This is a genomic window from Luteimonas endophytica, from assembly GCF_029887875.1.
GTDB classification, from domain to species: domain Bacteria; phylum Pseudomonadota; class Gammaproteobacteria; order Xanthomonadales; family Xanthomonadaceae; genus Luteimonas; species Luteimonas endophytica.
In genome coordinates, this window is sequence record NZ_JARXRM010000028.1 from 231,575 (window position 1) to 257,462 (window position 25,888).

General features: G+C 71.2%; 21 protein-coding genes and 1 pseudogene. 16 read left to right on the forward strand and 6 right to left on the reverse strand.

The window, feature by feature from the left end; genetic code table 11:
* Window positions 1-20: 20 nt before the first annotated feature.
* Window positions 21-938 (reverse strand): NAD-dependent epimerase/dehydratase family protein, encoded by a 918-nt coding sequence (locus QFW77_RS08485; protein ID WP_280574069.1) that lies wholly within the window; start codon window positions 936-938, stop codon window positions 21-23.
* Window positions 939-1,057: 119 nt separating this feature from the next.
* Here QFW77_RS08485 and QFW77_RS08490 point away from each other — a divergent pair.
* The 6 genes and pseudogenes from QFW77_RS08490 to QFW77_RS08515 form a co-directional block, all read left to right on the forward strand.
* Window positions 1,058-3,802, forward strand: a pseudogene (locus QFW77_RS08490) (monovalent cation/H+ antiporter subunit A); the annotation flags it as partial.
* A 59-nt stretch (window positions 3,803-3,861) separates the two neighbouring features.
* Window positions 3,862-4,218: a Na+/H+ antiporter subunit C gene (locus tag QFW77_RS08495; RefSeq protein ID WP_280574186.1), complete on the forward strand. Its 357-nt coding sequence runs from the start codon at window positions 3,862-3,864 to the stop codon at window positions 4,216-4,218.
* On the forward strand, window positions 4,218-5,744 hold the full coding sequence (locus QFW77_RS08500) for a monovalent cation/H+ antiporter subunit D (protein WP_280574187.1): 1,527 nt from the start codon (window positions 4,218-4,220) through the stop codon (window positions 5,742-5,744). The genes QFW77_RS08495 and QFW77_RS08500 overlap by 1 nt, the downstream gene beginning before the upstream one ends.
* On the forward strand, window positions 5,741-6,226 hold the full coding sequence (locus tag QFW77_RS08505; protein WP_280574071.1) for a Na+/H+ antiporter subunit E: 486 nt from the start codon (window positions 5,741-5,743) through the stop codon (window positions 6,224-6,226). The genes QFW77_RS08500 and QFW77_RS08505 overlap by 4 nt, the downstream gene beginning before the upstream one ends.
* Window positions 6,227-6,249: 23 nt before the next feature.
* On the forward strand, window positions 6,250-6,492 hold the full coding sequence (locus QFW77_RS08510) for a K+/H+ antiporter subunit F (protein WP_280574188.1): 243 nt from the start codon (window positions 6,250-6,252) through the stop codon (window positions 6,490-6,492).
* Complete coding sequence (locus QFW77_RS08515) at window positions 6,489-6,854, forward strand: Na+/H+ antiporter subunit G (protein WP_280574073.1); 366 nt, start codon at window positions 6,489-6,491, stop codon at window positions 6,852-6,854. The genes QFW77_RS08510 and QFW77_RS08515 overlap by 4 nt, the downstream gene beginning before the upstream one ends.
* Window positions 6,855-6,893: 39 nt before the next feature.
* Here QFW77_RS08515 and QFW77_RS08520 read toward each other — a convergent pair whose 3' ends face one another.
* Both QFW77_RS08520 and hmgA read right to left on the reverse strand, forming a co-directional pair.
* A complete protein-coding gene (locus QFW77_RS08520; protein WP_280574075.1) occupies window positions 6,894-7,559 on the reverse strand; it encodes a lectin in 666 nt (221 codons plus the stop codon).
* A gap of 71 nt (window positions 7,560-7,630) precedes the next feature.
* A complete protein-coding gene (hmgA, locus tag QFW77_RS08525; protein WP_280574077.1) occupies window positions 7,631-8,944 on the reverse strand; it encodes a homogentisate 1,2-dioxygenase in 1,314 nt (437 codons plus the stop codon).
* Window positions 8,945-9,022: 78 nt separating this feature from the next.
* Between hmgA and QFW77_RS08530 the strand changes: the two genes are divergently transcribed.
* Window positions 9,023-9,391, forward strand: coding sequence for a DUF5362 family protein (locus QFW77_RS08530; RefSeq protein ID WP_280574079.1), 369 nt, complete (start codon window positions 9,023-9,025; stop codon window positions 9,389-9,391).
* Between the two features lie 64 nt (window positions 9,392-9,455).
* On the opposite strand, the gene hppD is transcribed toward QFW77_RS08530, so the two are convergent.
* The gene (gene hppD, locus QFW77_RS08535; RefSeq protein ID WP_280574081.1) at window positions 9,456-10,568 is read right to left on the reverse strand and encodes a 4-hydroxyphenylpyruvate dioxygenase; all 1,113 of its coding nucleotides are present in this window, start codon (window positions 10,566-10,568) and stop codon (window positions 9,456-9,458) included.
* 104 nt (window positions 10,569-10,672) lie between these two features.
* Here hppD and QFW77_RS08540 point away from each other — a divergent pair, with 104 nt between their 5' ends.
* Both QFW77_RS08540 and QFW77_RS08545 read left to right on the forward strand, forming a co-directional pair.
* A complete protein-coding gene (locus tag QFW77_RS08540) occupies window positions 10,673-11,149 on the forward strand; it encodes a MarR family winged helix-turn-helix transcriptional regulator (RefSeq protein WP_280574083.1) in 477 nt (158 codons plus the stop codon).
* Between the two features lie 169 nt (window positions 11,150-11,318).
* Window positions 11,319-12,806, forward strand: a complete 1,488-nt coding sequence (locus QFW77_RS08545; RefSeq protein ID WP_280574085.1) for a peptide MFS transporter — start codon at window positions 11,319-11,321, stop codon at window positions 12,804-12,806.
* 284 nt (window positions 12,807-13,090) lie between these two features.
* Here the strand turns inward: QFW77_RS08545 and QFW77_RS08550 are convergent, their stop codons facing one another.
* Together QFW77_RS08550 and QFW77_RS08555 are read right to left on the reverse strand one after the other, a co-directional pair.
* Complete coding sequence (locus QFW77_RS08550) at window positions 13,091-14,680, reverse strand: AbgT family transporter (RefSeq protein WP_280574087.1); 1,590 nt, start codon at window positions 14,678-14,680, stop codon at window positions 13,091-13,093.
* Between the two features lie 263 nt (window positions 14,681-14,943).
* Window positions 14,944-15,816 carry a tryptophan 2,3-dioxygenase gene (locus tag QFW77_RS08555; protein ID WP_280574089.1) on the reverse strand — a complete coding sequence of 291 codons (873 nt, stop codon included), beginning with the start codon at window positions 15,814-15,816 and terminating at the stop codon, window positions 14,944-14,946.
* Between the two features lie 119 nt (window positions 15,817-15,935).
* Between QFW77_RS08555 and QFW77_RS08560 the strand changes: the two genes are divergently transcribed.
* From QFW77_RS08560 to QFW77_RS08590, 7 genes are all read left to right on the forward strand, one after another.
* The gene (locus QFW77_RS08560) at window positions 15,936-19,496 is read left to right on the forward strand and encodes a Calx-beta domain-containing protein (RefSeq protein ID WP_280574091.1); all 3,561 of its coding nucleotides are present in this window, start codon (window positions 15,936-15,938) and stop codon (window positions 19,494-19,496) included.
* A 286-nt stretch (window positions 19,497-19,782) separates the two neighbouring features.
* On the forward strand, window positions 19,783-20,856 hold the full coding sequence (gene pdhA, locus QFW77_RS08565; protein ID WP_280574189.1) for a pyruvate dehydrogenase (acetyl-transferring) E1 component subunit alpha: 1,074 nt from the start codon (window positions 19,783-19,785) through the stop codon (window positions 20,854-20,856).
* On the forward strand, window positions 20,853-21,905 hold the full coding sequence (locus QFW77_RS08570; RefSeq protein ID WP_425603297.1) for an alpha-ketoacid dehydrogenase subunit beta: 1,053 nt from the start codon (window positions 20,853-20,855) through the stop codon (window positions 21,903-21,905). The genes pdhA and QFW77_RS08570 overlap by 4 nt, the downstream gene beginning before the upstream one ends.
* An 82-nt stretch (window positions 21,906-21,987) precedes the next feature.
* Window positions 21,988-23,409 carry a dihydrolipoamide acetyltransferase family protein gene (locus QFW77_RS08575; protein ID WP_280574093.1) on the forward strand — a complete coding sequence of 474 codons (1,422 nt, stop codon included), beginning with the start codon at window positions 21,988-21,990 and terminating at the stop codon, window positions 23,407-23,409.
* Between the two features lie 254 nt (window positions 23,410-23,663).
* Window positions 23,664-24,047, forward strand: a complete 384-nt coding sequence (locus tag QFW77_RS08580; RefSeq protein WP_280574095.1) for a VOC family protein — start codon at window positions 23,664-23,666, stop codon at window positions 24,045-24,047.
* A 166-nt stretch (window positions 24,048-24,213) separates the two neighbouring features.
* Window positions 24,214-24,966: a M23 family metallopeptidase gene (locus QFW77_RS08585; RefSeq protein ID WP_280574097.1), complete on the forward strand. Its 753-nt coding sequence runs from the start codon at window positions 24,214-24,216 to the stop codon at window positions 24,964-24,966.
* Between the two features lie 27 nt (window positions 24,967-24,993).
* Complete coding sequence (locus tag QFW77_RS08590; RefSeq protein ID WP_280574099.1) at window positions 24,994-25,881, forward strand: serine/threonine-protein kinase; 888 nt, start codon at window positions 24,994-24,996, stop codon at window positions 25,879-25,881.
* Window positions 25,882-25,888: the final 7 nt, after the last annotated feature.

Genomic DNA, 25,888 nt, shown 5'->3' on the forward strand with positions numbered 1-25,888 from the left:
CGCGCCGGAGTCGGCGCGGTCTAGCGCGCAGGAACGAACATGTCCGCGGTCGGCGCGAAGCTCCGCGGCGCGTAGTCCAGGTCGGCGCGCGCCTCGGCGAGGTCGAACACCAGGTCCTCGCGCATCCGCGCCACCGCGCCGGGCGGCAGTCCGCGCAGGCGCCCGCCGGCCTGCGCCGCGCGCAGCACCAGCCGGAACACCGGCGCGGGCAGCTCGACCAGCCGCGGCCGCGGCGACAGCGCCGCCAGCGTGCGCGCCACCATCTCCCGGTACGGCAGGGTCTCGCCGCCGGGCAGCGCATAGGCGCGGCCGCGGCTGGCCGCGCTGTCTACCGCCGCGCACGCCGCCTGCGCCAGGTCTTCCACGTGCACCGGCTGGCGCAGGCCGCAGGCGCGGCGCGGCAGCACGAAGAAGCCGCTGCGCGCGGCAAGCGTGGCGATGCGGGTCAGGTTCTGGTCGCGACCCGCACCGTAGACCAGGGTGGGCCGCAGCAGCGTGGCGGCCGCTCCGCGGGCGTGGGCGGCGTCCAGGATCCGCGCCTCCGCCGCCTGCAGCCGCGCGGCGAGCGCGCGCTCCTCCGGATCTTCCGCGGAGCGCTTGGTGGCGAGACTGGTGGACCCGAACGCGACGACCCGCGGGCATTCGATGCGCGCCTCGGCGTACCAGAACGAGAACAGGTCGAGCGGGCCGCAGCTGAAGATCGCATCGCAGGCGCCCGGCAGCGCCGGGAGCCTCGCGAACTCGCCCTGCAGCCAGCGCAGACCGGACCCGGCGCGGCGCGGGGCACGGCTCAGCGCCTCCACTCGCCAACCCGCGTGATGCAGCCTCGCCAGCAGCGCAGCACCGATCTGCCCGGTGCCGCCGAACACCAGCGCCGTGCGCGTGGGCTCGCGCAGCGCCGGCGGCCGGCGCCCGGAAGTGTCGGATGCTCGCGTCATCGCGCAAGGATAGGCGATGCAGGGCCCCGCGCCGCGCCGGGGCCAACGGCGGCGCCTGCTAGAATCGCGGCTCGGCGCACCGTTCCCCCTGGGTGCCGCGAGTCCGCACAAGGAGACCGATGCTCGAGCTCTTGTTGGCCTTGCCGTTCGTGCTGGCGCTGCTGGTCGCGATCCTGCGCAACGTGCCGCGCGCGGCCACCGCGTGGCTGGCTGCATCGGCGCCGCTGCTCGGGCTGGCGATCCTGGCCTGGTTCACGCCGGCGGTGATGTCGGGGGAGATCCCGCAGGCCACCCACGCCTGGATCCCCCGGGCCGGCCTGCTGTTCGACCTGCGCCTGGACGGACTGGCCTGGATGTTCGCCGGACTGGTGCTGGGGATCGGCGTACTGATCGTGATGTACGCGCGCTACTACCTGAGCGAGAACGACTGCGCCCCGCGCTTCTTCGCCTACCTGCTGCTGTTCATGGGCGCCATGCTGGGCATGGTGCTGGCCGGCAACCTGCTGTTGCTGGTGGTGTTCTGGGAGCTGACCTCGATCAGCTCGTTCCTGCTGATCGGCTACTGGACCCACCGCAAGGACGCGCGCGAGGGCGCGCGCATGGCGCTGACCATCACCGGCGCCGGCGGCCTGGCGCTGCTCGGCGGCGTGCTGCTGCTGGGGAAGATCGCCGGCAGCTTCCAGCTCGACGTGGTGCTGGCCTCGGGAGACGCGATCCGCGCCCACCCGCTGTATGCGCCGATGCTCGGGCTGGTGCTGCTTGGCATCTTCACCAAGAGCGCGCAGTTCCCGCTGCACTTCTGGCTGCCGCACGCGATGGCCGCGCCCACACCGGTCTCGGCCTACCTGCACTCGGCGACGATGGTCAAGGCGGGGGTGTTCCTGCTGGCGCGGCTGCATCCGGCGCTCGCCGGCAGCGACCTGTTCTTCTACACCGTCAGCGGGATCGGCGCGGCGACGCTGCTGGTCGGCGCCTGGAACGCGATCTTCCAGCACGACCTCAAGGGCCTGCTGGCGTACTCCACGATCTCGCACCTGGGTCTGATCACCCTGCTGTTCGGGCTGTCCACGCCGATGGCGGTGGTCGCCGGCGTGTTCCACATCCTCAACCACGCGGTGTTCAAGGCCTCGCTGTTCATGGCGGCCGGCATCATCGACCACGAGGCCGGCACCCGCGACATGCGCAGGCTGGGCGGGCTGCGCAGACTGATGCCGTTCACCAGTGCCCTGGCGATCATCGCCTCGCTGGCGATGGCCGGCGTGCCGCTGCTCAACGGGTTCCTGTCCAAGGAGATGTTCTTCGCCGAAGCACTGGAGATCCGCGGCCACGACGCGATGCGGCTGGGGGTGGCGGGCGCGGCGTTCCTGGCCGGCGTCTTCGGCGTCGCCTACAGCCTGCGCTTCGTGCACGACACCTTCTTCGGCGCCGGGCCGCGCGATGTCGACCACGAGGTCCACGAGCCGCCGCGCTGGATGAAGATCCCGGTCGAGATCCTGGTGGTGGCCTGCCTGGCGGTGGGCACCGTGCCGGCGTTGACCATCGCCCCGGTGCTGGAGACCGCGGCGCGCGGCGCGCTCGGCGGCGAGCTGCCCTACTACAGCCTGGCGGTATGGCACGGCTTCAACCTGCCGCTGCTGATGAGCATCGGCAGCATGGTGTTGGGGGTGGCGCTGTATTTCGGCCTGCGCCGGCTGTTCGACATCCACGCGGTGATCCGCCGCTCCTTCGGGCGCAAGCTGTTCCGCGGCAACGTGCTGGCGCTGCTGCGCCTGGCCTGGCGCTTCACCTACGCGATCGCCAACGGCAACCTGCAGCGCTATCTGCTGCTGACGATCCTGGCCGCGCTGGTCCTGGCCGCCGCCCCGCTGGCCGGCACCGCGCTGTTCGCCGGTTCGGGGCCCGGGCAACCGATGCCGGCGCTGGGCTGGGTGCTGTGGGTGGCGCTGGTGGCGGCCTCGATCGCCACCGTGGCGCTGCACCGGCAGCGCCTGCTGGCATTGGTGGTGATCGGCGCGGTGGGCCTGGCCGTGAGCCTGGTGTTCGTGTTCCTGTCCGCGCCGGATCTGGCCCTGACCCAGCTGCTGGTGGAGATGGTGACGATCGCGCTGATGCTGCTGGCGCTGAACTACCTGCCCCAGCAATCCCCGCCGGGCCGATCGCGGCCGCGGCGCGCGCGCGACCTGGCGATCGCCGGCGCCGCCGGCCTCGGCGTCTCTGCGCTGGTGTACGCGGTGATCACCCGGCCCTCGCAGACGATCGCCGGCGAACTGCTGGCGCGTTCGCTGCCCGAGGGCTACGGCAGCAACGTGGTCAACGTGATCCTGGTCGACTTCCGCGGCTTCGACACCCTGGGCGAGATCGCGGTGTTCGGCATCGCCGGCCTGGTGGTGCACGCGTTGCTGCGGCGCTCGCGGCTGGCGCCCGCGGAGGTGATCCCGGGCGGTCCGGCGCTGCTGCCGATGCCGGCCAACCTCAGCCAGCTGCTGTTCCCGCTGGCCCTGGCGGTGTCGGTGTACCTGTTCCTGCGCGGGCACAACCAGCCGGGCGGCGGCTTCATCGCCGGCCTGGTGCTGGCGATCCCGCTGCTGCTGCAGTACGTGATCCAGGGGTCCCAGTACGTCGAGCAGCGGCTCGGCTTCGACTACGTGCGCTGCATCGGCGCCGGCCTGCTGGCCGCGGTCGGCACCGGCATCGCCGCGATGCTGTTCGACCTGCCGTTCCTCAGCAGCGGCCATGCCGACCCGGTGCTGCCGCTGATCGGGCCGCTGCCGCTGGCCAGCGCGCTGGGGTTCGATGTCGGCGTGTACCTGGTGGTGTTCGGCGGGGCGATGCTGATCCTGTCGATGATGGGGACAGTGAAGCCGCACCCGAAGGCGCCGCCGGCGACCAGCGCCGGCGCAACCCCAGGGGAGGCACCGGCATGATGGAGTTCGCGCTCGCCAGCGGCATCGGCGTGCTGACCGCCTGCGGCGTCTACCTGCTGCTGCGCGCGCGCAGCTTCGACGTCATCCTCGGCCTGACCCTGCTGTCGTATGCCACCAACCTGCTGATCTTCGTTTCCGGCCGGCCGGTGATCGGCAAGCCGCCGGTGCTGCGCGAAGGCGTTGCCGAAACCCTGGCCAACTACACCGACCCGCTGCCGCAGGCGCTGGTGCTGACTGCGATCGTGATCGCCTTCGCGATGACCGCGGTGACCATCGTGGTGGCGATGCGCAGCCGCGCCGACAACCGCAGCGACCACGTCGACGGGCGCGAACCCGATGCGGGGGAGCGCCGATGATCGCGCACCTGCCGGTGCTGCCGGTCCTGCTGCCGCTGGTGGCCGGCGCCCTGATGCTGCTGGTCGGGCGCCGCGCCGGGCCGCAGCGCACCCTGGCCTGGGTGGCGATGGCGGCGCTGCTGGCGGTGGCGGCGCTGCTCGCGCGCGAGGCGGGCCGCGGCGAGATCCTGGTCTACCTGCTCGGGGACTGGCCGGCCCGTCTCGGCATCGCCCTGACCGTCGACCGCACCAGCGCGCTGATGGTGCTGACCACCGCGCTGCTGGCGGCGCCTTGCCTGCTGTACGCGTGTTCGGGCTGGGATCGCCGCGCCCCGCATTTCCACGCCCTGTTCCAGCTGCAGCTGGCCGGCCTCAACGGCGCGTTCCTCACCGGCGACCTGTTCAACCTGTTCGTGTTCTTCGAGGTCCTGCTGATCGCATCCTACGGGCTGATGCTCAGTGGCGGGCGCGGCCCGCGGATGCGCGCCGGCCTGCACTACGTCGCCTTCAATATCACCGCCTCGACCCTGTTCCTGATCGCACTGGGCCTGCTGTACGGGTTGACCGGCACCCTCAACATGGCGGAGATGTCGCTGCGGGTGGCCGCGGCCGACCCGGCCGACGTGGCGCTGATCCAGGCCGCGTCGGGCATCCTGCTGGTGGTGTTCTGCGCCAAGGCCGCGCTGCTGCCGCTCTACCTGTGGCTGCCGGAAACCTATTCGCACGCCCCCGCAGCGGTGGCGGCGCTGTTCACGGTGATGACCAAGGTCGGCGTGTACGCGGTGCTGCGGGTCTACACCCTGGTGTTCGGCAGCGAGGCCGGCGCCCTGGCCGGCTGGGCCTGGGACTGGCTGCTGGCGGCCGGCATCGCCACCCTGCTGCTGGCGTCGCTCGGCGCGCTCGCCTCGCCGACGCTGCGGGCGCAGGTGGCCTGGCTGGTGATCGCCTCGGCGGCGACCCTGTTCGTCGCGTTCTCGCTGCAGACGCCGGGGGCGGTCGCGGCCGGGCTGTACTACCTGGTGCAGAGCACCTTCGTCACCGCGGCGCTGTTCCTGATCGCCGACATGGTGCGGCGCCAGCGCGGCAAGGCCGGCGACCGGCTCGACATCGCCGCGCCGCTCGGCCACAAGACCGCGCTCGGCCTGCTGTTCCTGGTCGCCGGCGTCGCGGTCGCCGGGTTGCCGCCGCTGCCGGGCTTCGTCGGCAAGTTCGCGCTGCTGGCCGCGGTGCCCGAGGGCCGGGTCGCGCTGGTGTGGACCACCGTGCTGGTCACCAGCCTGCTGGCGCTGGTGGCGATGGCCCGGTCGGGCAGCCAGCTGGTGTGGCGCGCCGAGACGTTCGCCGAGGGCGCAGCGGCGCCGCGGCCGCCGCGCGCCGCCCAGCGCATCGCCACCGGCGTGCTGCTGGGCTACCTGGTGGTGCTGATGCTGGCCTCCGCGCCGGTGCTGCGCTATGCCGATGGCGCCGCGGCGCAGCTGCTGGCGCCGGCCGATGCGGTGCAAGCGATCCGCGGGACCGTGCCGGTGAAACGGGCGCCGTCGCCATGAAACGATTCCTGCCATCGCTTCCGCTGAGCCTCGCCGTGTTCGTGCTGTGGCTGCTGCTGGTCGCGACGTTCAGCGTGCCCGCCGTCGCGCTGGGCCTGGCCCTGGCGGTGGTGCTGCCGCTGTTCGCGGACATGCTGCGGCCCGAGCGCGCCAGCTTCGGCCGCCTGCCGGTGCTGCTGAAGCTCGGCGCCGTCGTGCTGCTCGACATCGTCCGCTCGAACATCGAGGTGGCGCGCCTGATCCTGGGGCCGGAGCGGGCGATCTCGCCCGGCTTCGTGCAGGTCCCGCTGGATATCGCCAACATCCACGGGATCACCGCGTTGGCCAGCATCATCACCCTGACGCCGGGCACGGTGTCGGCGGAATTGAGCGAGGACCGCAGCCACCTGCTGGTGCACTGCTTCAACCTGCGCGATCCGGAGGGCGTGGTGGCCACCATCAAGGCGCGCTACGAAGCGCCGCTGAAGGAGATCTTCCCGTGATCGAGACCGCCGTCGTCGCCGCGATGTACGTGATCGGCCTGGCGATGCTGCTGAGCCTGTGGCGGCTGCTGCGCGGGCCATCGGTTCCGGACCGCATCCTCGGCCTGGACACGCTGTACGTGAACACGATCGCGCTGCTGATCCTGTTCGGCATGCACCTGGACTCGTCGATCTATTTCGAGGCCGCGTTGATCATCGCGATGCTCGGCTTCGTCGGCACGGTGATGCTGAGCAAGTACGTCATGCGCCGGGACATCGTCGAATGAGCGCCGCGTTCGAGATCCTGATGGTCGCACTGCTGGCGATCGGCGCGTTCTTCGTGCTGGTCGGCTCGCTGGGACTGGTCAAGCTGTCGGACTTCTTCAAGCGCCTGCACGGCCCGACCAAGGCGTCCACGCTGGGCGTTGGCTGCGTGATGATCGCCTCGATCGGCCACCACGCCACGCTCGGCGACGGGCTCGGGCTGCGCGAGCTGCTGATCACCGGGTTCCTGTTCATCACCGCGCCGATCAGCGCCCACCTGATGGCCAAGGCGGCGCTGTCGCTGGCCGAGGACGATCCCCGCCCCTCGCCGCCGCCACGGCCGGACCAGGCGCAACCGCGCGAAGACGACGGCCCGGGCCGCTGAGGCACAGGCGGAGGCCGCATCCGGCCCCGCCCTCCGGGGTCAGGAACACCCCTCGACATAGTCAACCTGCGGCGCCACGCCGACCCGCCACTCGTCGACCCGGCCGGCGGCATCGGTCTCGAACACCAGCACCCCGTCGCCGCCGCCGTCGTCGGCGATGCGCAGATAGCTGGCGTCCTCGACGTACTTGTGCGGGCGGGTCTCGACGCGCCCGGGATACAGCGCCTCGATCTGCCCGGCGTCCATGCCGATACGACCGCCGCCGGGGGCGCCGATCCCGGGATCGCGGACGTCGATGCGCACGAAACGGTCGCCCTCGATCATGAAGGCGACGCGGTAGCCCTCGCCCTGCGCCACCTCCGGCATCAGATAGTGGCAGCCACCCGGCTCGGCCGGTTCGGGCATGGCCGTCAGCTCGCGGCCCCAGGCCATGCGCACCTGCTCCGCATCGGCGCCGAACCGTGCCGGGCCGAAGCCGGCGAAACCGATCGCCCCCTCGGCCGGCATCGCCCCGGGCTCGGCCGGCGCTGCGCCCCCCACGGCTGGCACGGCATCGGCCGGCTGGTCGAGCGGCGGCGGCGCGGCGGGATCGCCCGCCATCGCGTCCCCGGCCGGCGCGGTCGCAGGGGCGGGCGGCGGATCGGGGTCCGCGCATGCGGACAGCGCGAATGCGAGTGCGGCGGTCAACAGGATCCTGGAGTGCATCGTCGGCTCCTAGCTCGTGGACGCGGGCAAGCCTCGGCGATGCCGGGTGAACGGGCCGCGAACCGCGGCGCTCAGCGCGGCGGTTGGAAGTGCTTCTTCAGCCCCGCCCAGCAGGCCTGGTAGTCGCGCTGGCGATGCCCGGCGTCGAGCGCCTGGCGGGTCGGGCGGATCACCGCGCGGGTCTCGAACATGAAGGCCATGGTGTCGGCGATCACGTCCGGCTTCGACAGGTCCGCGTGCGAGGCCTTCTCGAAGGTGGCGGCGTCCGGCCCGTGCCCGGTCATGCAGTTGTGCAGCGAGCAACCGCCCGGCGCGAAACCTTCCGCCTTGGCGTCGTAGGCGCCGTGCACCAGGCCCATGAACTCGCTGGCGACGTTGCGGTGGAACCACGGCGGCCGGAACGTGTGCTGCGCCACCAGCCAGCGCGGCGGGAAGATCGCCAGGTCCAGGTTGCCCACGCCCGCGGTGTCGCTGGGCGAGGTGAGCACCAGGAAGATCGACGGGTCGGGATGGTCGAAGCTGATCGAACCGATCGCGTTGAAGCGACGCAGGTCGTACTTGTAGGGCGCGTAGTTGCCGTGCCAGCCGACCACGTCGAGCGGCGAATGGCCCAGATCGGCGCGCCACAGATGGCCCTGGAACTTGGCGACCAGCTCGAAATCTCCCTCCTCGTCCTCGTAGGCCGCCTGCGGGGCGAGGAAGTCGCGTGGATTGGCCAGGCCGTTGGCGCCGATCGGCCCCAGATCGGGCAGCCGCAGCTGGGCGCCGAAGTTCTCGCAGACGTAGCCGCGCGCGGGACCGTCCGGCAGCTCGACCCGGAACCGCACGCCGCGCGGCAGCACCACGATCTCCTGCGGCTCCGCTTCGATCACGCCCATCTCCGTGGCGATGCGCAGCCGCCCCTGCTGCGGCACGATCAGCAGTTCGCCGTCGGCGCTGTAGAAGAAGCGGCCGCGCATCGATGCATTGGCGGCGTAGACGTGGATGCCCACGCCCTGCTGCGCCGCCGCGGATCCGTTGCCGGCCACGGTGAACAGCCCGTCGATGAAATCGGTCGGCGCGTCCGGCAGCGGCGCGGGACTCCAGCGCAGCTGGTCCGGGGTGACCGGACCCTGCATGAAATCGTCGTGGAAGCGCGGCTGCGCGAACGGCGCGAATTCGCCATGCATCGCCGCCGGGCGGATCCGGTACAGCCAGCTGCGGCGGTTCTCGGCGCGCGGCGCGGTGAACGCCGTGCCGCTGAGCTGCTCGGCGTAGAGGCCGTGCGGGACCTGCTGCGGCGAGTTCTGCCCCACCGGCAGGGCGCCCGGCTCGGCCTCGGTGGCGAACTCGTTGCCGAATCCGGACATGTAGCCGGCGATGCCGGAAGTCGAAGACGCAGTCATGGTAGGTTTCTCCTGCGCGGCCGCGCCAATCGCCAGGCCGCGCTGTTCGGGATACCACATTCAACTGGGGAATTATCGATGCAGACCGATTCGAATGCCGTCGGCGCCGTGATGGCGCCGCTGGTCAACGGCAAGCTGTGGCTGAAACTGCTCGGGGTGGTGATGATCATCTCCGGGGCCCTGCAGGTGCTCACGATCGTGGGGATCCTGTGGGCCTGGATCCCGATCTGGCTGGGCGTGCTGCTGTTCCAGGCCGCCGCCGCCGCCGAGCAGGCCGTGTCCAGCGGCGATGCCGCCACCGCGGCCCGCGCCACCGACAAGCTGCGGCTGTTCTTCATGATCCAGGGCATCATGCTGCTGGTGGCGCTGCTGGCGATGGGCGCGATGTTCGCCCTCGGCGGCTTCGCCATGCTCGCCGGCCTGGCCGGCGCCGGCAACGGCTGGTGACCCCGCGCCCCGCCCGCCGCGCACGCGCGGGCGGGGCGATGGCCTGGCGCCTCCGGTGCGCCGGTCAGAGGACGCCGCGCTTGATCTGGTCGCGCTCGATGCTCTCGAACAGAGCCTGGAAGTTGCCCTCGCCGAACCCCTCGTTGCCCTTGCGCTGGATGATCTCGAAGAAGATCGGGCCGATCGCGTTCTGGGTGAAGATCTGCAGCAGCTTGCGCTGCTTGGTCTCCGGGTCGGCGTCGATCAGGATCTTGTTCCTGGCCAGCCTGGGCACGTCCTCGCCGTGGTTCGGGATGCGCTCGTCGATGATCTCGAAGTAGGTGTCCGGCGTGTCCAGGAACTCGAGCCCGGCCTCGCGCATCTTCTCCACCGTGGCGTAGATGTCGTCGGTGAAGCAGGCGATGTGCTGGATGCCCTCGCCCTTGTAGGCATCGAGGTATTCGTTGATCTGGCTCTTGGGGTCGCTGGATTCGTTGAGCGGGATCCGCACGATGCCGTCCGGCGCGGTCATCGCCTTGGACACCAGCCCGGTCTTGGCGCCCTTGATGTCGAAGTAGCGGATCTCGCGGAAGTTGAACAGCCGCTCGTAGTAGTCCGACCACTTCTGCATGTTGCCCTGGTACAGGTTGTGGGTCAGGTGGTCGATGAAGGTCAGGCCGAAGCCGGCCGGCTCCGGGTCGGCGCCCTCGACCGGCGCGTACTCGTCGTACACCGAACCCTTGTCGCCGTAGCGGTCGACCAGGTAGAGCATGCAGTCGCCGATGCCCTTGACCACCGGCACGCCGACGGCCTTGGTGGATTCCTTGCGGTCCACCGCCTCGCCGCCGTTCGCCAGCACCCTGTCGTAGACCTCGCCGGCGGGCTTGCCGAAACGGATCGCGAAGCCGCAGGCGCTGGGACCGTGCGCGGCGGCGAAGTCGGCGGCGAAGGAGTCGGGGTCCTCGTTGACCAGGAAGTTCACCCCGCCCTGGCGGTAGACCGTGATCGGCCGCGACCGGTGCCTGAGCACCGCGGTGAAGCCCATGCGGCGGAAGTAGTCGTGCAGCATCGCGCCCTGGCCCGCGGGGGCGGCGAACTCGACGAACTCGAAGCCGTCGATGCCCATCGGGTTCTCGAAGGTGGTCACCTGCATGCCGAGGTTGGGGCCCTGCGACTGCGCGTGGGGTTGGGCGCTCATGGTCGACTCCTGCTGTGCGGGCACGGCGCGCTACAGTGCGGCGTGCGGTTGACGAACCCGCAGTTATAGTTTCACCTGTAACCAATTGCAAGGTGCGATGCAGCATGGCCCACGATTCCGCCCCACCGCAGGAGCGCCCCGGCACCCACGAGGTCCTGGAGCTCGAGCGTTTCCTGCCCTACCGCCTGAGCGTGCTCTCCAACCACGTCAGCCAGACCATCGCCAACGCCTATGCCGAACGCTTCGGGATCGGCATCACCGAGTGGCGGGTGATCGCGGTGCTGGGCCGCTACCCGGAGCTGTCCGCCAACGGCGTGGCCGAACGCACCGCGATGGACAAGGTGGCGGTGAGCCGGGCGGTGGCGCGGCTGCTCAAGCGCGGGCTGATCGAGCGCGAGATGCACGGCAAGGATCGTCGCCGCTCGGTGCTGCAGCTCAGCCAGGCCGGCTACGGCGTGTACGACCAGGTGGTACCGCTGGCGCTGGGCTACGAGCGCGAGCTGCTGGCGCGCCTGGACGCCGACGAGCGCGTCGTGCTCGACCGGCTGCTGAGCAAGCTCGATCGGGCTTCGCGGCCGTAGCGCCGCTCCCGGGCGCGGCCGGCGGCGCCGGGGTCGCAGCGCGGCACCGCGGCGGGGCCGCTCCCAACCTCGTGCCTGTCGCCGGCTGGCTCATTTGCGCCGATCAGGCTATTGACGCGGCGCAATCGCCGAGGCCATGGTGCCTGGGTTTGTCCATACGGAAGCGTCCATGAACCAGACCGTCGCCGCCCAGGGGAAGCACCCCGCCGGCCTGTATACCTTGTTCTTCCTGGAAATGTGGGAGCGCTTCTCCTACTACGGGATGCGGGCGATCCTGTTCCTGTTCATGGTCGCGGCGGTCGAGACCGGCGGACTCGGGTTCAGCGAGGAGTACGCAGGCGCCGTCTACGGGTTGTACACCGCCGGCGTCTACCTGCTCGCGGTTCCTGGCGGCTGGATCGCCGATCGGCTGATCGGCCAGCAGAAGGCGGTCTGGTACGGCGGCATCGTCATCGCTCTGGGACATTTCAGCCTTGCCGTCCCGGACATGCACTTCTTCTATCTGGGCCTGTTCCTGATCGTGGTCGGTACCGGCCTGCTCAAGCCCAATGCCTCGACCATCGTCGGTGAGCTGTACCCCGACGGCGGCGCGCGGCGCGATGCCGGATTCTCGCTGTTCTACATGGGCATCAACCTCGGGGCCTTCATCGGTCCGCTCATCGTCGGGGGGCTGGGCGAAGGGGCCAACTGGCACTACGGGTTCGCCGCCGCCGGGGTCGGCATGGTGCTGGGGGTGATCCAGTACCAGCTACAGCGGCACAAGCTCGGCGATGCCGGGCGCCTGCCCACCCGCGACGTGGCCGACCCGGCCGACGCAGGACGTCTGCGCAACGAATGGCGCGGCTTCTGGATCGCCGTGGGGGCACTGGTTCTCGCCGCCGCAGCGGTGCTGTTCGGACTGGTCGGGTTCGACCCCGTGCTGGTCGCGCGCGGCGCCGCGGCAGCGATCATCGGGGTGGCGGTGGTCTACTTCGCCTACATCCTGATGTTCGGCCGGATCGACGCGCAGGACAGGCGCCGGGTCTGGCTGCTCGTGATCCTGTACGTGTTCTCGGCGATGTTCTGGTCGGGCTTCGAGCAGGCCGGCTCCTCGCTCAACATCTTCGCCGAACGCTACACCGACCGGTGGATCCTCGGCTGGGAAATGCCGGCATCGTGGCTGCAGTCGGTCAACCCGATCTTCATCATCCTGCTGGCACCGGTGTTCGCGTCGATCTGGATCCGGCTCGGCGCGCGCAACCTCAATCCCTCGGTGCCGGTGAAGTTCGGCCTCGGCCTGATCTCGCTCGGGCTCGGCTTCGCGGTGATGGCCTTCGCAGCCTCGCTGGCCGTGTCCGGCGACCGGGTACTGCCGCTGTGGCTGGTGCTGACCTACCTGCTGCACACCACCGGCGAACTGTGCCTGAGCCCGGTGGGCCTGTCGGCGGTGACCAAGCTGGCGCCGCGCAAGTTCCTCGGCCAGATGATGGGCCTGTGGTTCATCTCGATCTCGCTGGGCAACCTGTTCGCGGGGCTGATCGCCGGGCAGTTCGACCGCGAGTCGCTGCCGCAGATGCCATCCATGTTCCTGTCGATCTTCCTGTGGACGGCGGGGCCCGGCGTGCTGCTGCTGTTGCTGTCGCGCTGGCTCAAGGGCATGTCCGGCGGCCGTACCTGAGGCCCGGCCAGAGGTGCTCCCGGCCCGCCTTCCCGCCGCAGCGGCACGCCCGCGCCACGGTCCGTAGGAGCGGGAAGCTACGGTTCCGTGGGAGCGTGCCATGCACGCGAAAGCCGGCGCGGCCGGAATCGCCGCCCACCCCACCGGAGCCTCGCGCGGCCTTCGCGGCCATGGGCCGCTCCTACGGCCCAGCCAGCTCGCCGCGGCTCCGTAGGAGCGTGCCATGCATGCGAAAGCCGGCGCGGCGGGCTACACCCGGCATCGCCGCCCGGTTCCCGCGCCCGTCAGGGTGCCGCCGGGTAGCCGTAGGTCGCGCCCACGCCCAGCGGGATGCCCAGCCCCCAGAAGGCCAGCAGGAAGCCGGTCCAGACCACCAGCAGGGTGATCGAGAACGGCAGCATCAGCGCCAGCAGCGTGCCGATGCCGGCCGACTTCACGTAGCGCTGGCAAAACACCACCACCAGCGGGAAGTACGGCAGCAGCGGGGTGATGATGTTGGTGCTCGAATCGCCGACCCGGTACGCGGCCTGGGTCAGGTCCGGCGACACGCCCAGCTGCATCAGCATCGGCACCATGATGGCGCCGATCAGCGCCCACTTCGCCGAGGCCGAGCCCACCATCAGGTTGACGAAGCCGGACAGCAGCACGATGCCGATCAGGGTGATGCCCATCGGGAAGCCCATCGCCTGCAGCCAGGCGGCGCCCTTGATCGCCATCAGCGCGCCGAGGTTGCTCTCGCCGAATGCGTAGATGAACTGCGCGGCGAAGAACGCCATGACGATGTAGTAGGCCATGCTGCCCATCGCCTTGCTCATGCCCTGGATGATGTCGCGATGGCTCTTCACCGTGCCGGCGACGTAGCCGTAGATCACGCCCGGGATCAGGAAGAACACGAAGATCAGCGCCACGATCGACTGCATCACCGGGGCCGCGGCCACCAGCAGCGGATGCCCGCCTTCCGGCACCGCCTCGGCCGGGGCGCGCCAGGCCGAGGTCTCGGGCATCAGCGACAGCGCGAACACGGCCAGCGCCACCAGCATGCCGAGCACCGCCAGCAGCAGGCCCTTGCGCTCGCGCGGGCCCAGCGCTTCCATGGTCTGGAACTCGCTGACGTCGCCGTCGATCTGGGTATTGCGCAGCCGCGGCTCGATCACCTTGTCGGTCAGGAACCAGCCCACCCCGACCACCAGAAAGGTCGAGGCGGTGGTGAAGAAGTAGTTGTTGAGCGGATTGACGACCACGGTCGGGTCGAGGATCCGCGCCGCCTCCTGGCTGAGGCCGGCCAGCAGCGGGTCCAGGCTCGAGGGCACGAACAGCGTTGCCGAGAACCCGCCGGAGACGCCGGCGAACGCCGCGGCGATGCCGGCCAGCGGATGCCTCCCGGCCGCGTAGAAGATCACCGCGCCGAGCGGGATGACCAGCACGTAGCCGGCGTCCACCGCCACGTGGCTGAGCACGCCCACCGCGATCAGCACCGGGGTGAGCAGCATCTTCGGGGTGAACGACAGGATCGCCCGCAGCCCGGCGCTGATGAAGCCGGTGTGCTCGGCCACGCCCAGGCCCAGCATCGCCACCAGCACCACGCCCAGCGGTGCGAAATTGACGAAGGTGCGCACCATCTGCGCCATGAACTCGGTGAAGCTGGCGCCGGCGAGCATGTTGCGGATCTGGATCGGATCGCCGCTGCGCGGGTCGAGCTCGGCGAAGTCGACATTGGCCAGCAGCGCCGAGACCACCCAGACCACCACCATCAGGATCAGGAACAGCATCGCCGGATCCGGCAGCTTGTTGCCGACGCGCTCGACCGCATCGAGGAATCGGGTCACCAGGTTGCGCGAGGCGATCGCGCCCCCGGGGCTGGGCTGCTGGCTCATGCGCAGGCTCCTGTGGCTGGGATGAATCGCCGCATCCTAGCAGCACCGCGCCCCGGCCGGCGGGCCGGACCCACCCGCCGCCTTCGGGTCATGGCCCCTGCCGGCCGGCGCCGGTCCACCGGACCGCCCCTCGCAGGCGCGTGCCATGCACGCGAAGACCGGCGCGGCCGGGAACCCCGGGAATCGCTGCCGATCCGGCCGGAGGATTCCGCGGCTTCGCGGCCATGGCCGCTCCTACGGGGAAGACCCGCCGCTCGGCGAAGTCAGCCGCCCGGCTCCGGGGCCGGGCCGATGTGGGTGCGCACCTCGAACAGCTCCGGGAAGAACGTCAGCTCCAGCGCCTGCTTGAGAAACCCCACGCCGCTGGAGCCGCCGGTGCCGCGCTTGAAGCCGATGATCCGCATCACCGTGCGCATGTGGCGGAAGCGCCACAGCTGGAACTGGGTCTCCAGATCCACCAGGTCCTCGCACAGCGAGTACTCGCGCCAGTAGCTGTCGGTGTCTTCGTAGATCGCGCCGAGCACCGGCAGCAGCTCCCGGTCCAGGGCGTGCGGCTGGCTCCAGTCGCGCTCCAGGTGGTGTGCCGGAATCGCGTGCCCCCAGCGCGCCAGGTAGCGCAGGAACTCGTCGTAGAGGCTCGGCGCCTCCAGCGCCGCGCGCAGCCCGGCCTGGCCTTCCGGATCGTGGGCGAACACCCGCAGCATGCCCGCGTTCTTGTTGCCCAGCAGGAACTCCACGGTGCGGTACTGCAGCGACTGGAACCCGGAAGACGGGCCGAGGATGCCGCGGAACTCCAGATATTCGGCCGGGGTGAGGGTCTCCAGCACCGACCACTGCTCGGTCAGCTGCCGCAGCACCTGCTTGCAGCGCGCCAGCACCTTGCGGCAGCGCCAGACCTCGTCGCGGCGCAGATGGGCGATCGCCGCGGTCAGCTCGTGGATCACCAGCTTGATCCACAGCTCCGAGACCTGGTGCTGGACGATGAACAGCATCTCGTCGTGGTGCGGCGGATCGGACAGCGGCTGCTGCGCCGCCAGCAGGCGGTCCAGGCGCAGGTAGCCGGCATAGGTCAGGCGGCCGTCCAGGTCGGTGTGGATCCCGGCCTCCAGGGGGCGTTCGTTGCGTTCGATGGTCATCGGCGCAGGGTACCGCAACCGGGCACCGGGGCCGTCATGCAATCGCCATCGCTTCGGTGCACAATCAAGCCAGCCGGGGGGCCGGAAAAGCATCTTTCTTTTCCAGGGGAGTACCACTCATGCGCGGTATCGGTCGCCAGCTCTGGCTGGCATTGCTGTTGTCCTGCGGCATCGGTTCGGCCCAGGCCCAGGTGGTCATCAGCCAGGTCTACGGCGGCGGCGGCAACAGCGGCGCCACCTTCACCAACGACTACGTCGAGCTGTTCAACCGCGGCGCGGATCCGGTCGCACTGTCCGGCAAGTCGATCCAGTACGCCAGCGCCACCGGCACCGGCAATTTCGGTGCAGGCTCTTCGCAGCTGCTGGCGCTGCCCGGCGACACCATCGAGCCCGGCGGCTACTACCTGGTGGCCCTGGCCGGCGGCAGCACGGGGGTGCCGCTGCCCGCGGCCGATGCCTCCGGCACCATCAACATGGCGGGCGCCTCGGGCAAGGCCGCCCTGGTCGACTCCACCAGCAGCCTGGGCTGCAACGGCGGCAGCAATCCCTGCACGCCGGCGCAGGAAGCGCTGATCCTCGACCTGGTCGGGTTCGGCGGGGCCAACTATTTCGAGGGCGACGGCGCCGCGCCCGGACTGAACAACTCCACCGCGGGGTTCCGCGCCGACGCCGGCTGCACCGACAGCGACGACAACGCCGCCGACTTCGGCACCGGCACTCCGGCCCCGCGCAACAGCAGCACCGTCCCCAACATCTGCGGCGGCGGCGGAGAGATCTACCTCAGCATCGCCGACACCAGTGCCGCCGAAGGCGACGCGGGCACCACCCCGTTCTTCTTCACCATCAGCCTCAACCAGCCCGCGGGCGCGGGCGGGGTAAGCGTCGACTACGCCACCGCCGACGCCAGCGCGGTGGCCGGCGAGGACTACGCGTCCGCCAGCGGCACGGTGCAGATCGACGAGGGCCAGAGTTCGGTCACGGTCACCGTCGACGTGACCGGCGACGCCGTCACCGAGCCGGACGAGACCTTCCTCGTGGTCCTCGACAACGCCGGCGGCGCGCTCATCGCCAGGGCCGAGGCCACCGGCACCATCCTCAACGACGACATCGAGACCCTCGCCATCCACCAGATCCAGGGCAGCGGACAGCTCTCGCCGTACGACGGCCAGGCCGTCGCCACCGAGGGCATCGTCACCGGGCGCAAGAACAACGGCTTTTTCCTGCAGGGCGCGGACGGCGAGGACGACGGCGACCCGGCCACCTCCGAGGGCGTGTTCGTGTTCACCGGGGGCGCGCCGCCGGACGCCGCCGCGGTCGGCAACCGGGTCCTGGTGCAGGGCACCGTCGATGAGTACGTCCCGGCCGCCGACCCGCACCAGCTGCCGCTGACCGAGATCGTCTCGCCCACCGTGGTACAGCTGTCCAGCGGCCATGCGATGCCGGCGCCGGTGGCGCTGACCGTGGACACCCCGAACGCCGACGGCGGGCTGGAGCAGCTCGAGCACCTGGAGGGGATGCGGGTGACCGCGCCCGCCTTCACCGTGGTCGCGCCGACCGGCGGCTTCACCAACGAGCCGTCCGCGACCGGCAACAGCAACGGTCGCTTCGCGGTGGTGGTGACCGGCACCGCGCGGCCATTCCGCGAGCCCGGTATCCAGGTTCCGGACCCGGACCCCTCCGGCAGCACCGCCACCGACATCCCGCGCTGGGATTTCAACCCCGAGCTGATCGCGGTCAACAGCACCACGATCGGCGCGCCGGCGGCCGACGTGGCGGCCGGCTGCCAGATCGTCGACGGGTCGCTCACCGGGCCACTCGACTACACCTTCCGTCGCTACACGATCTATCCCGAAGGCGAGCTCGCGGTCGAGTGCGGCCAGGCCGGCCAGCCGCGGGCGGCGCAGCTGCCGGCGCCCGACCACGCCACCTTCGCCACCTACAACCTCGAACGCTTCTTCGACACCGAGAACGATCCGGCGACCGGCGAGCCCGTGCTGACCCCGGAGGCGCTGGAACGACGCCTCGGCAAGGCCTCCCTCGGCATCCGCCAGTTCCTCCATGCGCCGGACGTCCTCGGCGTGACCGAGGTCGAGAACCTGCCGGTGCTGCAGGCCCTGGCAGAGCGCATCAACGCGGATGCCGTCGGCGCCGGCCAGCCCGATCCGGGCTACGTCGCCTGGCTCGAGGAAGGCAACGACGTCGGCGGCATCGACGTCGGCTTCCTCGCCCGCACCGGCGAGGTGGGCGCGGGCGTGCCGCGGGTCGAGGTGCTCACGGTCGAGCAGGTCGGCGCCGACGCGATGCTGGACAACCCCGACGGCTCCACCACCCTGCTCAACGACCGCCCGCCGCTGGTGATGGACGCGGTGGTGCATTTCGCCGACGGCCGCAGCTTCCCGGTGACCGCGATCGTGGTGCATCAGAGGTCGCTCAGCGGCATCGACAGCGAGGATCCGGGCAGCAGCGGCTGGGCCACCGGCGGGCAGCGCGTCCGCGCCAAGCGCCAGGCCCAGGCCGAGTACCTGGCCGGCGTGATCGACGGCATGCAGGAGGGCGACCCGGCGCGCAACATCGTGGTGCTGGGCGACTTCAACGCCTTCCAGTTCAACGATGGCTACGTCGACGCGCTGGGCGTGGTGACCGGCCAGCCGTCGCCGGACGACGAGACCGCCGTGAACGGCGATGGTGCCGACCTGGTCGAACCGGACCTGCGCAACACCACCCTCGATGCCCCGGCCGACGAGCGCTACTCCTTCGTGTTCGACTACCAGGCGCAGGCGCTCGACCACGTGCTGGTCAACCAGGCGATCCTCGCCTCGCCCGAACTCGACGGGCATTCGATCAGCCACGCGCGCATCAACGCCGACTTCCCGGAGGTGGCGCGCAACGATCCGGCGACCCCGACGCGGCTGTCCGACCACGACCCGACCGTGCTGCTGGTGCGCCTGGGCGCGCTCAGCTTCGCCGACCTGGCGGTGATGGCCGAGGCGATCGAGTCCAGCGTCGTGGTCGGCGGCGCGCTGGAGTACGCGGTCACGGTGAGCAACGACGGTCCGGACCAGGCGCTGTTCCCGGGCGTCGGGTTCTCGCTGGATGCGCAGCTCGGCGACCTGGCGGTCTCGGCCCCGGCGGGATGGAGCTGCGACGCCCCCACCAGCGGCAGCGACAGCACCTCGGTCGCCTGTACCGCCGACGCGCTGGATGCCGGCGCGGAGGCGGTGTTCGGGCTGAGCGCCACCGCGCCGGAGAGCACGGTGGGCGCCAGCGTGGCGCTCGCGGCCGCCGCCACCTCGCAGACCAGCGATCCGGACGAAGGCGACAACGACGCCAGCGCCTCGATCGAGGTGACCGAGCAGCCGCCCGAGGTGCCCGAGCTGCAGAACGGCGTGGCCGTGACCGGGCTGGAAGGCGCGGCCGGCGAGGCGCACCTGTACCGGATCGAGGTGCCGGAAGGCGCGCGCAACCTGCGCGTCCTCAGCTATGGCGGCAGCGGCGACGTGACCCTGTTCCTGCGTCACGGCGAGCCGCCCACCGCGGACGAGTACGACGCCCGCTCGGCGCGTCCGGGCAACAACGAGGTCGTCCACGTCGGCGCACCCGCGGCCGGCACCTGGTACGTCCGCCTGGTCGGCGAACGCGCCCATGCCCGGGTCTCGCTGCGGGCGAGCTTCACGCCCTGACCCGGCGTAACACCCCGACCCTCCTCGAACCCCGGCTCCGGCCGGGGTTCTTTTTCGCCGCATGGAAGCGGCCCAGGGCGTCGAAGACCACGGATGGCTCCGTTCGAGCAGGCGGCGGTGCCGGGCATCCCCAACCGCGCCGGCGCTCGCGTGCATGGCACGCGCCTACGGAGCCGCTGCGATCCCGGGGCGGCACAGCCGCGCGTTCATGTCATGACGCAACGCGCAACGGGCCGTTACGGTGGAACGGTTAAGATTGGCGGCCCCCGAAGCCGACCGCCTGCGCATGACCGTCGCCGCGACTTTCGAGATCGAATACCTGCAATACCTCGGCCCGGACGGCAAGCCGGTCGCCGATTTCCCGGCGGCCTTCGCCGACCCGGCGGCCCTGCTGCCGCTGTTCAAGGAAATGCTGTTCGTGCGCACCTTCGACACCAAGTCGATCGCGCTGCAGCGCACCGGCAAGCTCGGCACCTACGCCTCCAGCCTCGGCCACGAGGCCACCCATGTCGGCATCGGCGCCTCGATGCGGCCGGAGGACGTGTTCGCGCCCAGCTACCGCGAGTACGGCGCGCAGTTCATGCGCGGCGTGCGGCCGCGCGAGGTCCTGATGTACTGGGGCGGCGACGAGCGCGGCAACGACTTCGAGGGGCCGCGCCATGACTTCTCGTGGTCGGTACCGATCTCCACCCAGTGCCTGCACGCGGCCGGCGCCGCGCTGGCGTTCAAGCTGCGCCGCGAGCCGCGGCTGGCGGTGGCCTGCTGCGGCGACGGCGGCTCTTCGAAGACGGACTTCTACGCGGCGCTCAATTCCGCCGGCGCCTACACCCTGCCGCTGGTGCTGTGCGTGATCAACAACGGCTGGGCGATCTCGGTGCCACGCTCGGCGCAGACCGGGGCCAAGACCCTGGCCCAGAAGGGCATCGCCGGCGGCCTGCACTGCCTGCAGGTGGACGGCAACGACCTCGTCGCGGTGATGGAGGGCATGCGCCGGGCCACCGAGCGCGCGCGCGGCGGCGAGGGCGGCACCGTCATCGAATTGCTGACCTACCGCCTGCACGACCACACCACCGCCGACGACGCCCGCCGCTACCGCTCGGAGGAGGAGGTAAAGGAAGCCTGGAAGCGCGATCCGGTGCCGCGCCTGCGCGCCTTCCTCGCCGCCAGCAAGCTCTGGGACGAGCAGCAGGAAAAGGCCTGGGCCGAGGAATGCGGCAAGCGCGTCGACGCCGAGATCAACGCCTATCTGGAGTCGAAGGTGCAGCCGGTCGAGGCGATGTTCGACCATCTGTACGCCGATCCGCCCGCCGACCTGCTGGCGCAGCGCGAAGCCGCCATCGCCCTGGAGAAGCGCTCGTGAGCGCTGCCAAGTCGCCCTCGAAGCAGTCCTCCCCTGGCGCCGGCGAAGCCGCGGCCCCGACCAAGCCCGACACCCCGATCACCCTGATCGAGGCCATCACCCAGGCGCTGGCCTGGGAAATGCGCAACGACGAGAGCGTGGTGGTGCTGGGCGAGGACGTCGGCGTCAACGGCGGCGTGTTCCGCGCCACCGCCGGGCTGCAACAGCGCTTCGGCGACGAGCGCGTGCTCGACACCCCGCTGGACGAGACCACCATCGCCGGGCTCACCGTGGGCATGGCCGCGCAGGGCATGAAGCCGGTGGCCGAGGCCCAGTTCGACGGCTTCATGTACCCGATGGTCGACCACATCGTCTGCCACGCGGTGCGCCTGCGCACCCGCACCCGCGGCCGGCTGCACTGCCCGATGGTGCTGCGCGTGCCCTGGGGCGGCGGGATCCGCGCGCCGGAGCACCACAGCGAGGCCAACGAGGCGATCTTCACCAACGTGCCCGGCCTGCGCGTGGTCATGCCCTCCTCGCCGGCGCGCGCGTACGGCCTGCTGTTGGCGGCGATCCGCGACCCGGACCCGGTGATCTACTTCGAGCCCAAGCGCATCTACCGCCAGTACAAGGAGCTGGTCCCCGACGACGGCGAGGCGCTGCCGCTGGATGTCTGCTACGTCCTGCGCGATGGCGACGACATCACCCTGGTCACCTGGGGCGCGCAGGTGAAGGAAACGCTGGAGGCCGCCGAGCGGCTGGCCGCGGACGGCATCTCCGCCGAGGTGATCGACGTGGCCACCCTCAAGCCGCTCGATTTCGACACGATCGCCGAGTCGGTGGCCAAGACCGGCCGCTGCGTGATCGTGCACGAGGCGCCGAAGACCGCGGGCTTCGGCGCGGAGATCGCCGCGCGCCTGGCCGAGGAGTCGATGTACGACCTGCTGGCGCCGGTCGAGCGCGTCACCGGATACGACACCCACATCCCGCTGTTCCGGCTGGAGATGAAGTACCTGCCCAGCGTCGACCGGGTGGTCGCGGCCGCGAAGCGGGTGCTGGCGGCCGGCTGAGCGCCGCGGGGCCAGCGGGACCGCAACACGAAACAACCGCCGGCGCCCGACCGGGCGCCGGCCGAACAGGACGACGATCGACATGGCCGACACCAAAACCTTCAAGCTCCCCGACCTCGGCGAGGGCCTGCCCGACGCCACCATCGTCGAATGGTCGGTCGCGGTGGGCGACACCATCCGCCTCGACGATCCGCTGGTCTCGATGGAAACCGCCAAGGCGGTGGTCGAGGTGCCCTCGCCGGTATCGGGCAAGGTGCTGAAGCTGGCCGGCGAACCCGGCGACGTGATCGAGACCGGCGCGGTGCTGGCCGAGTTCGAGATCGACCCGGCGCTCCCGCAGCGCGCCGAGGGCCAGGACACCGGCCACCACCACGGCCCTTCCAAGGGCACCGGCAGCCCCGCCCCCAGCGGCGGCGACAAGGTGGTGGCCTCCGACGACGGCGGCGCGATCTCCGACGAGGGCGAAACGCCGCCCGAGGGCGAGGCCGGCGACGGCGACGGCGAGCGGGCAGACAGCGGCACCGTGGTCGGGGCGATGCAGTCCTCCGATACCGTGCACAGCGAGCGCGCCAGTTCGGTCGGCGGGGTGAAGGCGATGCCCGCGGTGCGCGCGCTGGCGCGGAAGCTGAAGGTCGACCTCTCGCGGGTGCGCGCCACCGGCACCGACGGGGTGGTCACCATGGCCGACGTGAAGCAGGCCGCCGCCGACGGCAATGCGCGCGCCGGCAGCGCTGCCGGCGGCGCACCGAAAAAGACGGCAACCGGACGCGGCGATGCGGCGCCGGCGCCGCGCCGTGCGGAAGAACGTACCGCGCTGTCGGCTTCGGGCCGGCCGATGCGCACCCAGCCGCCCTCGGTCGCGGCCAGCGGCCAGCCCGAGCAGCTCAAGGGCGTACGCCGCAACATGGCGCGGGTGATGGCGGATGCTCACGCGAAGGTGGTGCCGACGATGCTCGCCGACGACGCCGACATCCACGCCTGGGCACCGGGCAACGACATGACCGCGCGGCTGGTGCGGGCGATCTGCGCGGCGGCGAAGACGGTGCCGGCGCTCAACGCCTGGTTCGACGGCGACGCCCTCACCCGGACCCTGCATCCGCACGTCGACATCGGCATCGCCGTGGACACCGACGACGGCCTGTTCGTGCCGGCGCTGCGCAACGCCGACGTGCTCGATGCCGCCGGCGTGCGCGAGGGCGTCGACCGCCTGCGCAGGCAGGTGATGGAGCGCAGCCTGCCGGCGAGCGAGCTGACCGGCTACACCATCTCGCTGTCCAATTTCGGGATGTTCGCCGGCCGCTATGCCACCCCGGTGATCGTGCCGCCGTGCGTGGCGATCGTCGCCGCCGGCCGCGCCCGCCACCAGATCACCCCGGTGATCGGCGGATTCGAATCGCACAAGGTGATCCCGCTGTCGCTGACCTTCGACCACCGCGCCTGCACCGGCGGCGAGGCGGCGCGCTTCCTGCGCGCGATGCTGGACGACCTGGCGAGGGCCTCTTGATTGGTGATTGGCGGTTCGTGATTGGCATTCGCGATCGGTGGGCGGGGGGCGGCCGGAGCTGGTCCGCCCCTCGTAGGAGCGGCCCATGGGCGCGAATGCCGCGGCCGCTCGGGTGGAAGTGGCGGTGATTCCGGGCGCGTTCGACCGCGTGGGCTTTCGCGTGCATGGCACGCTCCTGCGAGAGCCGGCCCCGGGGCCTGCCGCCCCACCGGTTTCGCGACTTCCATAATCAACTGCGCCCGCGGGAGAAGCCCATGGCCCACCACAGCCGCCTGTCCACCTTCGTCCTCGACTGCCGGGTCGAAGACCTGAAGGCCGCCACCGAGTTCTGGAGCCGGGCGCTCGGCAAGCCGGTCCAGACCTTCGACGAGGACGGCGACGGCAAGTACGCCGCGCTGAAGACCGACCGCGACGAGCCGATCCTGCTGCTGCAGAAGGTCGACCACGAATCGCGCATCCACCTGGACATCGAGGCCGACGACGTGGATGCCGAAGCCGAGCGCCTGGAGAAGCTGGGGGCGCGGAAGATCGCCTTCGTCAAGCGCTGGTGGGTGATGGAGGCGCCGACCGGACACCGGTTCTGCATCGTCCGGCCGCAGCGCGAGCCGCTCGGCCCGCACCTCAACGCCTGGGACTGACGGCGCCGGCGCAGCGGATTGCGACCCCGGTCGCGCCGGGACACGGGTTTACCCCAGCAGACCGCGTCGCGCCCGCCGGGTAGGGTCGTCTGGCGCGACCGCCGCGCCCAGCCGCGACACCCCGGGGGGACGTGTCGCCCGCCACCATGTTGCCGGGGAGACCAGCATGCGCCACCACGTCCTTCGCCTGTCCGTCCTGTCGTCGATGCTCCTGTTGGCCGCCGCCGCCGAGGCCGCGCCCGCCTTCCAGATGCCGTTCCCCTGCAACCAGACCTGGTCGGGGCAGACCCGTACCAACCACAATCCGCAGCGCTCGATCGATTTCAACCGCACCAACGACCTCGGCGACGCCGTGGTCGCCTCGGCCGCCGGCACCGTGAGCGTGGTGCGCAACCTCGGCAACACCAGCTACGGCCGGTACGTGGTGATCAACCACGGCAGCGGCTGGACCAGCTACTACGCGCATCTGAACTCGTGGAGCGTGCAGGTCGGCCAGCGCGTGTCGCGCGGGCAGAAGATCGGCACCGTCGGTTCCACCGGCGGCTCGAGCGGCCCGCACCTGCACTACGAGCAGCGCTACAACGGCGTGGCCAGGAGCATCAAGTTCAACGGCGCGGGGGTGTACTACTACGGCACCCGCAACTACACCAGCCGCAACGGCTGCGGCGGCGGCGCCAGCGGCACCGTGCGCACCAACGGCGCCTACCTCAACGTCCGCGCCGGCCCCAGCACCAGCTACTCGGTGGTCGGCTCGCTGGCCAACGGCGCCCGCGTCTCCATCCAGTGCCAGACCACCGGCCAGAGCATCAGCGGCTACTACGGGACCAGCAACATCTGGAACCGGATCGGCGCCGGCCGCTTCATTCCCGACGCGTACACCTATACCGGCTCCGATGGCTTCGTCGCGCCCCGCTGCTGATCGCCGGGCGGGCGCGCCGGAGGCGGAATGAGCGGCGGGCGGCTGCTGCTGGCGCTGGCGGCCGCACTCGCCGTGGGGTTCGGCGCCGGCGCCTGGTACGGGCAGCGCGCGGATCCGGACGGCGGCGGCCCGCCCGCGGCCCCCGGCACGTCGGCGCCGACGCCTGAGCGCGTCAGTGGGGCCGGCGCCTCTCCCCGGCCGGCGCCGCCCGGCCCGGGCGAACAGCGCAGCCGCGCGCTGCGCGATCCTGCGTTCCTGCAACAGCTGCTGCAGCGCTACGCCACCGAGGCCGAGGAGGACGAGCGCGGCGCGCTGCTGGCGCTGCTGCGCGGGGTCGGCAACGACGACGTGCTGCGCTTCGCCCTGGCGCTGGCCGGCAGCGGCGAGGCCGAGGCCCGGCGCCGCGGCCTCGCCCTGCTCGAGGCGTTTCCGCTGGACCGCCCCGACGTGCGCGACACGGTGGCTCTGGGCCTGCAGGCCGAGCGCGACCCCGCGGTGCTGCAGCGCTACGTGGAGCTGGCCGCGCCCGCGGTCATGCCGGTCGAGGACGCCGCGCCCCTGGTGCGCGGCCTCGAGGCGCTGACCGCGCATCCCGACCCGGAGATCCGCGGCCGCAGCGTGGTGCAGTTCGCCCAGTGGAGCGACCCTGCGGCCGCGGAGGAGGCGCTCGGCCGCGCCCTGATCGACCAGGCGCCCGAGGTGCGGCGCGCCGCGGTCGGCGGCATCGTCGCCACCCGCGCCCGTTCCGACCGGCTCAAGGACGGCCTGCTGTGGATGGCCAGCGACGCGGCGACCACGGCCGAGGACCGCGCCGCGGCGGTGTTCGCGCTGCAGTGGTTCGCACTGGACCGGGACGAGTACGCGCTGTACCGCCAGGCCGCGGCGCAGGCCGACGCCGCGGGCGACGGCCACTGAGCCGCCG